The organism is Streptomyces sp. V1I1 (genome assembly GCF_030817355.1).
Classification (GTDB): domain Bacteria; phylum Actinomycetota; class Actinomycetes; order Streptomycetales; family Streptomycetaceae; genus Streptomyces.
Window position 1 is genome coordinate 8,039,752 of sequence record NZ_JAUSZH010000001.1, and the last position, 13,168, is coordinate 8,052,919.

Sequence of the window (13,168 nt, forward strand, 5' to 3'; positions counted from 1 at the left end):
GGGAAAGCCTGGTCTGGGCGCAGCCTCTGCGGAACAGTTGGCGGCTGTCCGAGTCCACAATCAACAGGAGTTCAAATGAGACTCCGTTCGTCCCTCGCGACGTTCACGGTGAGCGCCGTTCTCCTGCTCACGGCGACCACCACAGCAAGCGCTTCCGCCCCCTCCCATGCGACCACGACCGGCCAGATTGAGCTTGGGGCCTCAGCGCCTCCACGGAAGGACAGCACACAGCGTCCCGTCTTCTTCATCAAGGGATACGCGCCCGGTGACGAATGCGGCAGTAAGTGGGACTCCGCTGCCAAGCTGTTCAAGAAGTGGAAGGGGAAGTTACACCGTGTCGGCTACCTCGAAACAGACGACCCGGGGTGCGATGTGCGGATTGACCCCAAGGGGAAGGGCACGGTTGACACGTCCCTGAAGGATCTGGGACGCGGGCTGGCATGGAAGATCCACGACATGTATTCGTCCAAGGGGCAGACCGTCGACGTCGTCGCCCATTCCATGGGTGGGCTCATCGTCCGTGCTGCACTGGCTGGATACGCACAGGGCGACCCGACCTGGCCGGACGAGCTGTTCGTGGAAGATGTCGTCAATCTGGGCACCCCACAAAAGGCCGCTTGGCTGGGCGCTGCCTGCCTCCCCAACCTTCAGTGCCGGGAGATGTACTACCCGAATGGCGCCTTCCGGCGCTGGCTTGGACCGAAGCTCCACCAGGCACAGGGGGGAACGGACTGGACCCTTATCAGCTCGAATGCTGACTTCTCTGTCAGCGCTGGGAACGGTGCCCCCACTGACGTTGGGGCGCAGCATCTGGTGCGCTACTCGGAGCGAGCGGGCCTTGGCCACAGCCACCTGCGCACGAAAAGGGCAGCAGGCGTATACCCACTCCGGTACACCAACAACGGTGGTGCCTGGGGATCCCAGGTGCGCGGCGCCGCACCCCTGCGAGCAACCATGAACGCCCTGTACTGGCACAAGCGATGGTGAGTGTCTGTTTCTGGCCCCCCGGAGCGGGCGGGCTCGGTTGCCTGGTGTCAGGTGGCCCGTGGGCCAAGACGGCGGCCACCAACTTGAGATCGATCAAGGAACTACGGCGCTCCACTCAACTTGGCCGGCCCTAGGGCAAACCACTGCGGTGACTTCCACTTCCGGCCCTCATGCCTGAGGCGCCCCGACGGTTTTCGTTCGCGGAACGGTCACTGTGACCGTTCCGCGAACGCTTTCCCAATCCTCACTTTTCGGGTGGCTGCGGCTTGAGCTGCTGTTTCGGGGGTTCAGAGACAGGCTCTCACCTTGTTCTTTATGGTCTGACCTCGAACGACGTCCCGAACGTGATCGCTCGTACGAGGATTCCGGGGACGTGAACACGGCCTTCGTCTGATCCTGTGCTCCGACCAAAGAGGCACTTGACCAGCAACGAAGGCCGTGGGGGGATGAGTTTGCTGCATCACGATGTCGGGCGGGATCCGTTCACGGTGGCGTCACGCTTCCGGGACGATTTCTTCGACTGCCTGACCGGGCGCGGGGACGAGTTGTTCGAACTGGCGGGCGCGCTGCTGTGTGCGGACGGGCCGGTGACCGCGCCGGTAGACCTGACGCTGGTGGCCGGGCACCGGCGTGGACACGGCGCGATGTACGACGCGCTGAACTGCGGGAGCGTGGACGTGCCGCGGTTGCGGCAGGTGCTGGCCGGCTTGCCGCAACCCGAGGCCGCCGACGGGCGCCTGGTGCTGGCCGTGGACGTCACGAACTGGCTCCGCCCGGACGCACCCACCAGTCCGGATCGCTTGTTCTGCCACGTCTACGGCCGCAGCGGCCGGTCCTCCGACCAGTTCGTGCCCGGCTGGCCCTACTCCTTCGTCGCCGCCCTGGAATCGGGCCGGACGTCATGGTGCCAGCTCCTGGACGCCGTCCGTCTCGGCCTGCCGACGACGTCGCCGAGGCTACTGCCACGCAGGTCCGCAGGGTGGTCGAGGACCTCATCGACATGGGCCGGTGGCGCATCGGCGACCGCGACATCCTGATCGTCTTCGACGCTGGATACGACGCCCCGCGCATGGCCCACCTCCTGCACGGGCTGCCGGTGGAGGTCCTCGGGCGGATGCGCACGGACCGGGTGATGCGCAGGCCGGTCCCGGTCCCGTGGATCTCGCCACCGCAGGGCGGCCGTCCGCCCAAGCACGGCAAGGAGTTCCGCTTCGCCAAACCGGAGACCTGGGGCGAGCCGGACGCGGCCACCACGCAGGTCACCGACCGGTACGGCACCGCCCGCGCGATGGCCTGGGACCGCATCCACCCCCGGCTGACCACCCGATCGGCGTGGATCGACCACACCGGTGAACTCCCCGTCATCGAGGGCACGTTGATCCGCCTCCAGGTCGACCGCCTGCCCGGCGGCAACGACCCGCTGCCGCTCTGGCTGTGGTCTTCGGCCACCGGCCTGACCGCCGCCGAAGTCGACATCCGCTGGCAGGCGTTCCTGCGACGCTTCGACCTGGAACACACCTTCCGCATGATCAAACAGACCCTCGGCTGGACCCGCCCGAAGCTCCGCACCCCCGAGGCCGCGGACCGCTGGACCTGGCTGATCATCGCGGCGCACACCCAACTCCGTCTCGTCCGCGAGGCCGCCGCCGACCTCCGCCGCCCCTGGGAGCGACCCGCCAAGCCCGGCCGCCTCACCCCCGCCAGAGTCCGCCGCGGGTTCAGGAACCTCCGCCCACACTTGACCTGTCCCGCCCGAGCGCCGAAACCATCCCGGCCGGGACCTGGCCGTCCTCCCGGCTCGAAGAACCGGCACCCGGCACCCCGTCACGACGTCGGCAAAACCGTCAAACGGCCCGAGAGCATCAAGGAACGCTCCCGGGCCGGAGGATAAAGAACAAGCTCACTCCGTAACCGGCAGCAACCCGCGTTCGGCAAAGACCTTCTTGGCGACGGAGGTGGCGTTGAGAACCTTGGGCATGCCGCAGTAGACGGCGGAGTGCAGCAGGGCCTCAACGATCTCGTTGGGTGTCAGGCCGACGTTGAGTGCGGCGTTGACGTGGACCTCCAGCTGGGGCTCGCAGCCACCGAGGGCGGTGAGAATGCCGAGCGTGACCAGCTGGCGGTCGCGGGGCGCGAGCCCCGGGCGGTCGTAGATGTCGCCGAATGCCCAGGCGACGACCTGATGGCCCAGTTCGGGCGAGACATCGGCCAGCGAGTCGATGACACGTTGGCCCGCTTCGCCGTCGACAGCGGCAAGCACCTTCATACCGTGCTCGAAGCGGTCTTGCCTGGTCTCGGCCGACATGGGCACTCCTTGTTCCGGCTTGTTCGGCGGGCAGGGCGTCCTGGTGATTAGTCCGTTGCTGGCTGCGATTGGACGATAGGGCTTGGAGAGCGCTCGAAGTCAAGGCCGATCCAGCTCGGAAGCATGCTGGGGGAGAGCATTGGGGCCGTCGGCGCGGCGGGTGGTGCTGCAGCTCGGTACCTGCGTGGGGAGTGACGACCCCAGGGGGTTCCGGCCGATGCCGGGCTCCTGCGATCAAGCCCGGATCCGTTGCCGTGTACCGATGTTGAGCCGTTCCTGTTCGGTAAGGTCCGCGCGGCGTGCGGCACGTGCGGGGGCGTGAGTCGATCGAAGGACGGCAGCGGATCATCCCCAGTCCGCGAAGCAGGATCAGAGGTCGCTCCTCGTGGATGTGACGAACAAGTCGAGTACTCCCGGCTTGGAACCATTGGTCTCTTCCCGGCTCGCCCGCCTGCTCCTGGCTACGCCGGGCAGGCGGGCGTCCAACCGCGGTGGCCTTCGTCCCGCCAACGTCCCTTACACGCCTACCCGTTGGTCGATCGGCAATCACTCCATCGGGATTGTGGACCAGAGGGTAGCCTCGCCACGACGGAGGCAGGTCCTTGTGCCCTTGTGGGAGAAGCGGAGTGCGCGCTGTGGTCAGTGACAATCGGTCCGAGGCGACCTCGATACCCTTCGACGTGCCGACCTCGGCGCGGGCTTATGGCTGGATGCTGGGGGGCAAGGACAACTACGACATCGACCGGGAGTTCCTCCTCTCCACCCTGCCGGACTTCCCCGAGTGTGTGGACATTGCCAGACAGAACCGCCAGTTCCTGTACCGGGCAGTGCGCTACCTGGCGCGGGAGGCGGGGATACGCCAATTCATCGACATGGGGTGCGGGTTGCCCACTGACGACAATGTGCACCAGGTCGCCCAGCACTTCGCGCCGGACGCCCGCGTCGTCTATGTCGACATCGACCCGATCGTGCTGGCGCACGGCCAGGCGCTGCTGGCCGACGATGCCACCACCGCGGTGATCACCGGCGATATGCGCGACCAGCAGGCCATCCTCGACCATCCCGACGTGGACCGGCTGATCGACTTCAGTGAGCCGGTGGCTGTGCTGTTCCTATCGGTGGTGCACCACCTCAGCGATGCCGACACTCCCCGCCGGGTCCTTCGGACGATCATCGACCAGGCAGCACCGGGCAGCTACTTGGGACTGTCGCAGGTAGTCTCCGACGACCCGGCCACGTGCTCGGAAATGACCGCGCACATCTCTGGGCGCGGCATCCCCTGGCAGACTCGCACCCCCGCCGAACTCGACGGCTTCCTGGACGGGCTGGAGCCGATAGAGCCGGGATTGGTGAACTTGGCGGACTGGCGCCCTGACACCGACCAGCCGCCGCTTGCCCCGGTGCACCCGGCCCTGACCCCCTACCTCGGCGCCACCAAGGTGAACCAACGCGTCTACGAGTACGGCGGGGTGCTCCGCACGTCTTGAGCTCGGAGGACATGGCGACCTGGGCACGGCCTGTCATGCCTCCGCAGTTCGCCGAGGAGGGCATCCTCCTTCTGAAGCTCCAACGCACTGATCGAGTTACTGCCCCACCCGGCCCGGCCGGGGACGGCGGCGCTGGGCGTGGCGCGTGCTGTTCGGCCGTGATGGCAACGGGGAGTTGCCGCTACGCAGGGGGATGCCATGGATCCGGACGAGATGGCTGAGCGGCTGGGCTCTGCATTGGCTGAAGACGCAGGCCACCTGAAAAGGATCTGCGAGCAGGCCGCCGCCGAGCTGATCGGCTTCGGCAGGGAGCCCGATTCCGAGGTCGCCGCGGCCCCGCCTTCAGTGCCGATGCATTCCTGATCTGCGCTGACCGGTACTGGCGGCACCGCCAGCCTCCTACGGTCTGCTCGTGGGCGCGAGAGTCGCGGCGCCGGACCAGCGGCCGGCGGCCAGCGCTCTCGCAAAGCACTCTAGTCGGCGCCCACCAGCCTCGGAGATGGCCGCAGATTCAGCCTTGCCACCGCCTCCTGTACATCCTGCGGCCACAGCCACAGCCGATAGACCGGCGGCACCTCGAAGTAGTTCTCCGGCCCGTGCAGCACCCGGTCGCGCATGTCCACGCAGTACCGGCTCCGCCACGCGAACAGCTCGCGCGGAGTCAAGGACCGTCCTTCGATCTTCTTCTTGGTGATGTCGTGGAGCTTTTCGACGGCGCGGTACTCGTACGCCAGCAGCGTCTCGTCCGACGCCCAGATGCCCTGCCCCTCCGCCACCGCCTTGTCGCCCGCGGCCAGCAGCAGCGGAAGGTCCAGCTCGCCAGGGATCGACGGGTAGATGATGAAGGGCGCCGCCCAACCCGCCGCGATCAGGTCGAGGTTGAAGGTCGAGCGTTCCTCCCTCGGCATCGTCTTGCGTTCCTGCGCCGAGAAGTTGGGGGCTATGTACGCCAGCAGACGGTGGTTGTCATCGAACGGAGCCTCCGCCGTGTGGATGAACAGGTTCCGCGGGCGGCCGTTGGGGCGGGCCAGTCGTCTGGCGATGTTCTCCTTCGAGAAGTCGGACGCCTCCGTGCCCTGCTGGAAGTGCAGGCTGCCCGCGCGGCCCGTTTCCAGCTTCGGGAGGAGAAAGTCCGCGAGCCCAGGAGAGATCGGGGCGTCGCCCTGGCGGATCCACTCGGCGAGTTGCGAGAACTCCGCGTCGATCAGCGCCGCCCGTTCCGCCGAGCCCGCCGTCACCTCAGGGGTGTCGACGGAGAGCATACGGATCGGCATCCGAATGTTCGGGGTGTCGCCGTCGTGCACGTCTGCCAGCGCGCGGGAGCCCAGCGACGGCATCGTGGCACCGGCGGGTGACCACAGGATCTGTACGGGATCGACCACGACCGACTCCCTCCGACTCGCGACCGCGGGAACAGGCTCAGCTCAACGCGGACCAGGACCCTCTGTGATCGTCAGTCAGTTGCATGGTGGAGTTCTGCGGCTGCGACATGGCCGCGCTGCCAGCATCACGCGGCAGGGACCGGCCCGCAAGCTGGAGTTCCTGCTTCGGCATAAAAAGTCCCAGGTACCGAATAGACGGCCGGGGTATTCATCTGCATACATCGGGTGGTCGACTTCCCGCTCCTTGCTGCTGCCGCCACAGGCTCCTGGACGTGGGCAGAGGTGCGCTGTGACGCTTAAGGTTCCGAGGGAACCTTAAGGGGCCGATGGTGACCTCCAAGGCGGATCAAAGCGTCTTATCTGCGGAATAACGGACACTGTCTGAGATGTGATGGAATTTCGTGGGCTGTTCGCATGTGGAATTTCAGGGGCCGTTCGCATGAGGAGATCGAGCAGGCCCGCTCGGACTGGATGACCGGCTCCCGCCTCGGCCAGGTGAAGGGGTACGACGGCGCACCGCTGCCGCTCTCGAACTCCCGCCGGTGCCCCTGAAACCGCGGGGACGAGTACGTTGACCTGGGATTATCGCCCATGCGCTGCTTCGCTGTCCGGCCGATGCCCGCGACGCCACTGAAACTGCGCGGCTGGGTGCGCTGAGCCGACGACGTCACGGTGGAGCGCCAGTCCATTGCCGAAGAGAGACGACTCACCCGTTCGGAGCAATCCGGTTGTGCTCCAAGTCGCACATCACCCGATCGGAGTGGTCAATGGTGGTGAGCTGAAGCGAGATCTCCGTTCCACCCCGCAAGGGCCACCGCCGCCCCATGGACAAGGAAAGGAGACAAGGAAAGGACTGGACGGGCCACAACCACCGTCACCGCGAGGGGTTGATGCCATGGGAACCATCGGCTCCACAGACGCCCTTGCAGATGTTCACGCCGGCGACCCGTATCCCGTCTATGAACGACTGCGTGAGACGGAACCGGTGTACCTGTCCCGGACCGGCTCCTACCTGCTGACCCGTTACGCGGACTGTCAGCGTGTTCTGGTCGAACGGGAGTGCTTTCGGGCGCCGGGCGGCGACGGGCCCTCCGGCCGGACAGTGCACCGTCCGACGCCTGTTCTGTCGCGTGTCATGAGCTCACAGAACCCACCCCGGCACACCAGAATGCGTACCGCGGTGGCCAGGCGATTTGTCGAGCATGTGCGACGTCAGCAGCCGTGGCTCAGCAAGCTCTGCGACCAACTGCTCGAACCTGTGGTCCAGACCCTCCGTAACGGGGCGGCCGACATGACCGCACTCGCCGAGGCATTTCCCCGCGACACGATCATGCACTTGCTCGGGTTGTTCCCGGGTGATCGAGACCTCGTGTCGATGCTCGTCGCCGACATCTTTCCCACTTCCGGGCCCTTGCCCGGCCAGGACCGTGCTGGTGCTGCGGCGATGCGGCGGCTCACCGACTACCTTCAGGGGGAAGTGGTTCGCCGGCGCCGCGCACCTGGCGATGATCTGATGTCCGAACTCGTCCGTGCGCACACCGACTGCCCTGAGGCTCTGCCTCATGACGAACTGATCAGTGTTCTCACCGGACTCATGGTCGCCGGGTACCCGCAGATAGCTGCGGGGATCGAGACCGGGGTCGTTCTGATGATGCGCCACCCGGACCGGGCGGTCTTCCTGGACGACCCCGTCCGCGCCCGGCTGTTCGTCGACGAGGTGCTCCGCTACGACGCGCCCGTACAGTTCACCCCCGCCCCCCGAATCCCCACGAAAGCGGTGGTCCTCAGCGGAGTGACGATACCGGCGGGGGCACAGGTCTGGCCGGTGCTGGGTGCCGCCAACCGGGATCCCGGAGTGTTCTCACAGCCGGATGAGTTCAGGCCGGGGCGCGACGGCTCACGTCACCTGAGCTTCGGCGGAGGTGCGCACTACTGCCTGGGCGCCGAACTGGTGTACCTGGAGATGTCGATGCTGCTGCGGCGGCTACGGCACCGTCTTCCGGATCTCGCGCCGGCACAGCCCCCTTGTCAGCGGTTCGGGCGGCTACGCGGTTTCACGTCAGTTCCTGTCATACGTGGGGAGCGCTGATTGTGATGAACGGTAGTGGTCCCAATGAACACGCGGACAGTGTGCATGTCTTCCTGGAGAGTGCCCCTTGCTCCACGTTCCTCGACGCCGCTGTTCGTGTCTATGAAGCGATCAGGCCGGGCTTCCCCTACTCGTGCTTCGGTGTGCTGGTCGGGTCGATGCGTGGCGAAAGTGCCCGCATCGAGCGCGTCGAGTTCGGCCGCCCGGCCATCGCAGGCTGCGCGTACGACGACAGCGGCCATCTGGTCGACGCGGGGCATCCGGGCGCGATTGAACGGGAAGAGTTCGTCGAACTCCAGAAGTCGCTGGCCGAGAGCAAGACGGCAGACAAGACTCCCGCCTATGACTACCTGCTCTCTGGAGGCCTGAGCAAATGCGGCAACTGTGAGCAGGAGCTGTCAGGGGCTCGCACGAACGCGGGCAACCCCGGGTACCGGTGCCGTCCGAAGGAGAAGGACGGGCGGGGCGGGTGTGGCACGGTCCGTATCGATGCCCTGTTGCTGGAGACGCATGTGGCCGAGTACGTCGTGCCGCAGTTGTCGAAGCCTGGCGTTCGAGCCCAGATCGAGCGTGCGGGTCGTCGTGTGGCCAAGCAGGCCGAGGAGTTCCGGGAGGAGATCCAGGGGTTGGAGAAGCGGCGGACGGATCTCGCCGGCCCGTATGCCAGGGGCGAGATCCGTCTTGATGCTTTCAAGGCTGCCGATCAGGAGATCACCGGGCAGGTGAAGGCTCTACGGTCGCGCCTGCGGTACGCCGAGCAGATGGCTTCCTTCTCTCTCGGTGGGGTGAAGGATCTGGTGCGGTGGTGGAACCATGCGCCATTCGGGTCCAAGCGCGCTCTCGCGATGTTGCTGCTGGAGAAGGTGGAGGTCTTCTCAGCGAGGGACCGCGGGGTACGGGAGATCGAGCCCGGCCGCGTCAAGCTGCACTGGCGCAAGCTCAGCTAGCAGAGGCGGATGGAGCGCCAGCTCCGGGCATTGCGGCTGATCATCTCGTGCTGCTCCAGCTTCCCGAGCTGGTACGCCGTCGAACTCGTGCTGGACAGACCGACCTGCTGACCGATCTCCCGGATCGTCGGCCCCTCGCCGTGCTCGGCGATCCACTCACGGACGCAGATCAGGATCCGGTGCTGTGTCTCGGTGATCTCGTTCATGCCACCTCCGTCCAGCCGGACGCGTGGGCGTGGTGTCGCAGCTCCGCCCGGGCCGTCGGCGATCGGTCCGCCTCGGTCCAGAACGGGTGACCGGCCAGATGGCACGACAGATGGATCAGGCGGCGTCGGAGCGCCGTCGTGCTGGCCGCGGGGGAGCGGCGGGCGAGCTCCTCGTACGTGCGGATCCAGTCGCTCTGCGTCTGCACAAGGTCGTCGGGGGTGCTCGTGCGGAGCCAGGGGGTCGCGCGCCGCTCGATCCTGGCGCGTGGCTTGGCCACACGCGTAGAGCCCGATGGTCCTTCTGAAAAAACGAAACTCCTCTGACTGCGTGCGGTAGACCGCGATGCGCTGGTCTCATTGCTGGGGCGCGCTCGTAGCATGAGCGCGCCCACTTCACTTCGGTGCACCCCCTCCACCAATGAGTGATGTGACCGTATGTGAGGGAACCATCGGTCGACATCTGATGTCATTGTCACCATTCGAAGAAATTGAGTCAGGGGGTGACACAGCGAACATGAACTGGAAGGCGGCACTACGCCGGTATTCCCTGCCCGGAGCGGTTGGCATCTTTTCTGGTGGCTCGTTGGCGTTGGGAAGTATTGCCACAGGTGCAAGTGGTGCCTGGGGGCCTTTGTGCGTCACTGGTGGCGCACTGCTGTCGGCGGCAGCAGGCTTCGCCGCGTTGAAAGTGCAAGGTGACACTGAGCGAATCCAGAAGGAACGCGAGCGGGCAGCTGTTTTAGAGGCGGCCATGGGTCCGGTGGCTGAGTACATGGGGCGCCTGTCTGTTAGCCCCACTGAGCACCAGGAACTACTGGGCTCAATCAATGACCGGCTGGTTGAGACCGCTTCTGAGTTGGCCCACCCGCGGGCTCGGAGCACTTTCTACGCCTTGCAAGACCGGAGCCGCCTCGTGCGGCGGGCGTCCTCGGGAACGAACGGCCACGTTCCGCAGACCTTCGCTAGTGGGGACGAGCGCAGTGACTTCCTCCTCGGCGTGGCGCTGGGCTCGCGTGATCGGTATATCGATGATCTGGCCAAGGATCCGGACGCCTACCGCATCTCCTTGTCAGACGGCTTCCGGACTGCCCGGATCATGCGAGCGCGGGCCGGCGAAATAACGCAAGGACTGCTGATTGTGGAGGCCCCGGATTGCGGCGACCTGTCTGAAGATGACCTTTCTTCTCTGCTGGTCATCGCACATTTAGTCGGGGTCTCACAAGTGATCCGGCCACGCAACGGGGGCGGAGCCGGGAGCATCGTTCCGCACCCCGCGCCCCCAAGCGATTCTGAGACAAGTGCAACGGGCGCCGACGATGGGTAGTAATCTCGCGGAGCGCAGCACTGCCGGTGAACGGATCCTAGGGGGCTGGCATGCCTGACCGACAAAGCGTGATCACGGAACTCGGACCGCGCTGGATGGCCGGTGCTGAGTCAAGCGAATCGTATTTCACCAAGGTGCGCCGAGCTGCCTTGGCGCAGCCACCGACCGGTTTGCAGCGGTTATTTGGGGCATTGGCCAGAGCTCTCACTCTGCGCAGGGGCGGGACTGCCGAGAAGTAGGTAGCCAGGCATCATTTGCGCCGTTCACATGAATAGCCCACCCGTCGTTACGGCTGGCGGACCGGCTCGTTGGCAGGGCGCCTGACCTTCATAGCGGCCCCGAGACGTCTTGAGTCTTCGGGGCCGCTGGCGAGAGACCCGTGGAGGCCCTCGCCCGCACCGGAATGGTTGGCGTGGCCAAGCTCGCCATCAGAAGCCGGGAGCGCCTGGCACTGCTGCGCCCGCGCCGTGGCGTGCTGGTCGTTCAGCCCCTGCTCTGGGAAGACGAGTTGCGTGAACCCGGTGATCTGGCTCCGTCGGCGCCGGTCACGGACCGGGAGCTGGCGCTGGCCGAGGTGCTGATCAGGGAGCTGACGGGTGTCGAGAAGCGCGAGCTGCATGACGAGTACGGACACGCGCTTGAGCAGCTGATCGCGGCAAAGGTCAGCGGTGGCGAGCTGGCCGAGTCGCCAGCGCAGACGATGCCGGCAGTGGATCTGATGGCCGCCCTGGAGGAGAGCGTACGAGCGGCGCGGGCCGAGCGCGGCGACTGAAGTGTCGTGCTGGCTGGCAGCGCCGGTCTACTCCGGGTACGCCGAAGCGGTATCCGTCGCTGCCCGCCTCAGCGAAGCACTAGGGCCTGTGTGACGTCGTGATCAATCTTGCCGATCCGGATCCGCCTGGAAGGCGGATCCGGTAGGAAGACGATCGTGACGCGCAGGTAACTCACCGACAAGCAGTGGAAGTTGATCGAGCCGTTTCTGCCGATAGGCGAGTACGGCCCGTACCCCGAGCGGCTGCGTGAGCAGTTCGAGGGGGTGATCTGGCGGTTCCGCACCAGCAGTCAGTGGCGGGAAATGCCGGGCGAGTTCGGCCCGTGGCCGACGGTCTACGGCCGTTTCCGGGTCTGGAGGGACGCCGGGGTCTTCACCGCACTGCTGGAAGGCGTGATCGCCGAGGCAGCCCGCCAGGGGAAGACGGACCTGTCCCTGGTCAGCGTGGACTCCACCACCGCCCGCGCCCACCACGACGCCGCCGGGATGTGCATCGGCAAGGAGGTCATGGACGCCCTTGAGGAAGCCGCCGCCGAACAGGAACGAGCCCGGCAAAAGGGGGCGGCCCGCCGGAACAGAACGGACAGGACGGCCCCAACGGCGCCGGTAAGTCCACCTTGCTGCGCACGTTCTACCGGGCGCTGCGACCCACATCAGGGAGGGTGCTGCCGGACGGCCAGGACGTCTGGCGGATGCCCGGCAAGCGCCTGGCGCGGCGGCTTGCCGCCGTACTGCAGGAGACCGCCGGGGAGTTCGAGCTCACTGTGTACGACGTGGTGGCCATGGGACGCACCCCGCACAAGCGGGCCTTCGCGGGTGACGACGCCGACGACCGCGACATCATCATGGGGTCGCTGGAGGAGTTTGACGTCGGCGCCCTGGCGAAGGCACCGTTCGACCGGCTCTCGGTCGGGGAGAAGCAGCGCGTGCTGATCGCCCGCGCACTTGCGCAGCGCACGGGGACGATGGTGCTGGACGAGCCGACCAACCATCTGGATCTGCGCCACCAGCTCGACGCGCTGCGGCTCGTCCGCAGGCTGGGAGTCACCGCCGTCGTCACCCTCCATGACCTCAACCTCGCTGCATCCTTCTGCGACCGGATCTGCGTGATGGACGGCGGCCGTGTGGTTGCCACCGGTACTCCCGCGCACGTCCTCACGCCCGCGCTGCTGGCCGAGGTCTACCGCGTCGACGCCGCGGTGGCCGAGCACCCTCTGACCGGAGTCCCGCAAGTCACCCTGCTTTCCGGCGTCGAGTGGATCGGAAAGGAGTGATTTCACATACGCCGGTGGCGCTGAAACCGCGAGGAAGGGTGCGTTGAACTGCGGTGATGTGCCCGCTGTGAGTCACCAAGTCACCAAGTCACCAAGTCACCATCTGCGGCCGTCTGGGACCGTTCGGTGCATCCGCGTCACTCGGCGATGTAGGTGCGGTAGGTCCAACGGTAAACAGGCATTGTTTCACCGTGCAGAGTGCGGTACTCGTGCGTGAACTCGAAGTGCTCGTAGGCGTTGTGGCGCAATATCTTGACCGGCTCTCCGCATCCTCCGGGTGGCAACACCCAGACTTGAGGAAGGTCGTCCGGGCCTCCTTGAAGAAGCACTAGATTCGATTGGTGCATGGCTCATGCCTCCAGCAGCCTGGGACGAGACGGAGTGGATCAGCGTTG

General features: G+C 66.1%; 12 protein-coding genes and 3 pseudogenes. 10 read left to right on the forward strand and 5 right to left on the reverse strand.

Translation table 11 applies throughout. The features are described 5' to 3' along the window. Positions 1-75 precede the first annotated feature (75 nt). Together QFZ67_RS37500 and QFZ67_RS37505 are read left to right on the forward strand one after the other, a co-directional pair. Positions 76-987 carry a triacylglycerol lipase gene (locus QFZ67_RS37500; protein ID WP_307665495.1) on the forward strand — a complete coding sequence of 304 codons (912 nt, stop codon included), beginning with the start codon at positions 76-78 and terminating at the stop codon, positions 985-987. Between the two features lie 446 nt (positions 988-1,433). Then, positions 1,434-2,878 (forward strand): annotated as a pseudogene (locus QFZ67_RS37505) (NF041680 family putative transposase). Between the two features lie 9 nt (positions 2,879-2,887). Here QFZ67_RS37505 and QFZ67_RS37510 read toward each other — a convergent pair. Beyond that, on the reverse strand, positions 2,888-3,292 hold the full coding sequence (locus QFZ67_RS37510; protein WP_307665496.1) for a carboxymuconolactone decarboxylase family protein: 405 nt from the start codon (positions 3,290-3,292) through the stop codon (positions 2,888-2,890). Positions 3,293-3,927: 635 nt separating this feature from the next. On the opposite strand from QFZ67_RS37510, the gene QFZ67_RS37515 reads away from it, so the two are divergent. Next, entirely contained in the window at positions 3,928-4,779 is an 852-nt protein-coding gene (locus tag QFZ67_RS37515) for an SAM-dependent methyltransferase (protein ID WP_307665497.1), read from the forward strand. A gap of 198 nt (positions 4,780-4,977) precedes the next feature. Next, positions 4,978-5,142 carry a hypothetical protein gene (locus QFZ67_RS37520; RefSeq protein WP_307665498.1) on the forward strand — a complete coding sequence of 55 codons (165 nt, stop codon included), beginning with the start codon at positions 4,978-4,980 and terminating at the stop codon, positions 5,140-5,142. A gap of 110 nt (positions 5,143-5,252) precedes the next feature. Here QFZ67_RS37520 and QFZ67_RS37525 read toward each other — a convergent pair whose 3' ends face one another. Next, positions 5,253-6,161: a nuclease gene (locus QFZ67_RS37525; RefSeq protein ID WP_307665499.1), complete on the reverse strand. Its 909-nt coding sequence runs from the start codon at positions 6,159-6,161 to the stop codon at positions 5,253-5,255. 417 nt (positions 6,162-6,578) lie between these two features. On the opposite strand from QFZ67_RS37525, the pseudogene QFZ67_RS37530 reads away from it, so the two are divergent. The 3 genes and pseudogenes from QFZ67_RS37530 to QFZ67_RS37540 all read left to right on the forward strand — a co-directional run. Continuing rightward, positions 6,579-6,736: pseudogene (locus QFZ67_RS37530) on the forward strand (pirin family protein); the annotation flags it as partial. A gap of 605 nt (positions 6,737-7,341) precedes the next feature. Then, complete coding sequence (locus QFZ67_RS37535) at positions 7,342-8,250, forward strand: cytochrome P450 (protein WP_307665500.1); 909 nt, start codon at positions 7,342-7,344, stop codon at positions 8,248-8,250. A 5-nt stretch (positions 8,251-8,255) separates the two neighbouring features. Next, the gene (locus tag QFZ67_RS37540; protein ID WP_307665501.1) at positions 8,256-9,197 is read left to right on the forward strand and encodes a zinc ribbon domain-containing protein; all 942 of its coding nucleotides are present in this window, start codon (positions 8,256-8,258) and stop codon (positions 9,195-9,197) included. Here the strand turns inward: QFZ67_RS37540 and QFZ67_RS37545 are convergent. Both QFZ67_RS37545 and QFZ67_RS37550 read right to left on the reverse strand, forming a co-directional pair. After that, entirely contained in the window at positions 9,194-9,403 is a 210-nt protein-coding gene (locus QFZ67_RS37545) for a LexA family transcriptional regulator (RefSeq protein WP_307665502.1), read from the reverse strand. The two genes, QFZ67_RS37540 and QFZ67_RS37545, sit on opposite strands and share 4 nt — an antisense overlap. Further along, the gene (locus tag QFZ67_RS37550) at positions 9,400-9,681 is read right to left on the reverse strand and encodes a hypothetical protein (RefSeq protein WP_307665503.1); all 282 of its coding nucleotides are present in this window, start codon (positions 9,679-9,681) and stop codon (positions 9,400-9,402) included. Before QFZ67_RS37550 ends, QFZ67_RS37545 begins: the two co-directional genes overlap by 4 nt. 140 nt (positions 9,682-9,821) lie before the next feature. On the opposite strand from QFZ67_RS37550, the gene QFZ67_RS37555 reads away from it, so the two are divergent. The 3 genes and pseudogenes from QFZ67_RS37555 to QFZ67_RS39255 all read left to right on the forward strand — a co-directional run. After that, on the forward strand, positions 9,822-10,727 hold the full coding sequence (locus QFZ67_RS37555; RefSeq protein ID WP_307665504.1) for a hypothetical protein: 906 nt from the start codon (positions 9,822-9,824) through the stop codon (positions 10,725-10,727). Between the two features lie 379 nt (positions 10,728-11,106). Continuing rightward, positions 11,107-11,499 (forward strand): Ku protein, encoded by a 393-nt coding sequence (locus QFZ67_RS37560; protein ID WP_307665505.1) that lies wholly within the window; start codon positions 11,107-11,109, stop codon positions 11,497-11,499. 192 nt (positions 11,500-11,691) lie between these two features. Continuing rightward, positions 11,692-12,743: pseudogene (locus QFZ67_RS39255) on the forward strand (ATP-binding cassette domain-containing protein); the annotation flags it as partial. A 167-nt stretch (positions 12,744-12,910) separates the two neighbouring features. Here the strand turns inward: QFZ67_RS39255 and QFZ67_RS37575 are convergent. Further along, positions 12,911-13,120, reverse strand: a complete 210-nt coding sequence (locus QFZ67_RS37575) for a DUF5988 family protein (protein ID WP_307665506.1) — start codon at positions 13,118-13,120, stop codon at positions 12,911-12,913. Between the last annotated feature and the right edge of the window lie 48 nt (positions 13,121-13,168).

Coding starts and splice junctions, on each gene's coding strand:
- QFZ67_RS37500 (WP_307665495.1), top strand. CDS start 76: ATGAGACTCCGTTCGTCCCTCGCGACGTTCACGGTGAGCGCCGTTCTC.
- QFZ67_RS37545 (WP_307665502.1), bottom strand. CDS start 9,403: ATGAACGAGATCACCGAGACACAGCACCGGATCCTGATCTGCGTCCGT.
- QFZ67_RS37520 (WP_307665498.1), top strand. CDS start 4,978: ATGGATCCGGACGAGATGGCTGAGCGGCTGGGCTCTGCATTGGCTGAA.
- QFZ67_RS37555 (WP_307665504.1), top strand. CDS start 9,822: ATGAGTGATGTGACCGTATGTGAGGGAACCATCGGTCGACATCTGATG.
- QFZ67_RS37575 (WP_307665506.1), bottom strand. CDS start 13,120: ATGCACCAATCGAATCTAGTGCTTCTTCAAGGAGGCCCGGACGACCTT.
- QFZ67_RS37510 (WP_307665496.1), bottom strand. CDS start 3,292: ATGTCGGCCGAGACCAGGCAAGACCGCTTCGAGCACGGTATGAAGGTG.
- QFZ67_RS37540 (WP_307665501.1), top strand. CDS start 8,256: ATGAACGGTAGTGGTCCCAATGAACACGCGGACAGTGTGCATGTCTTC.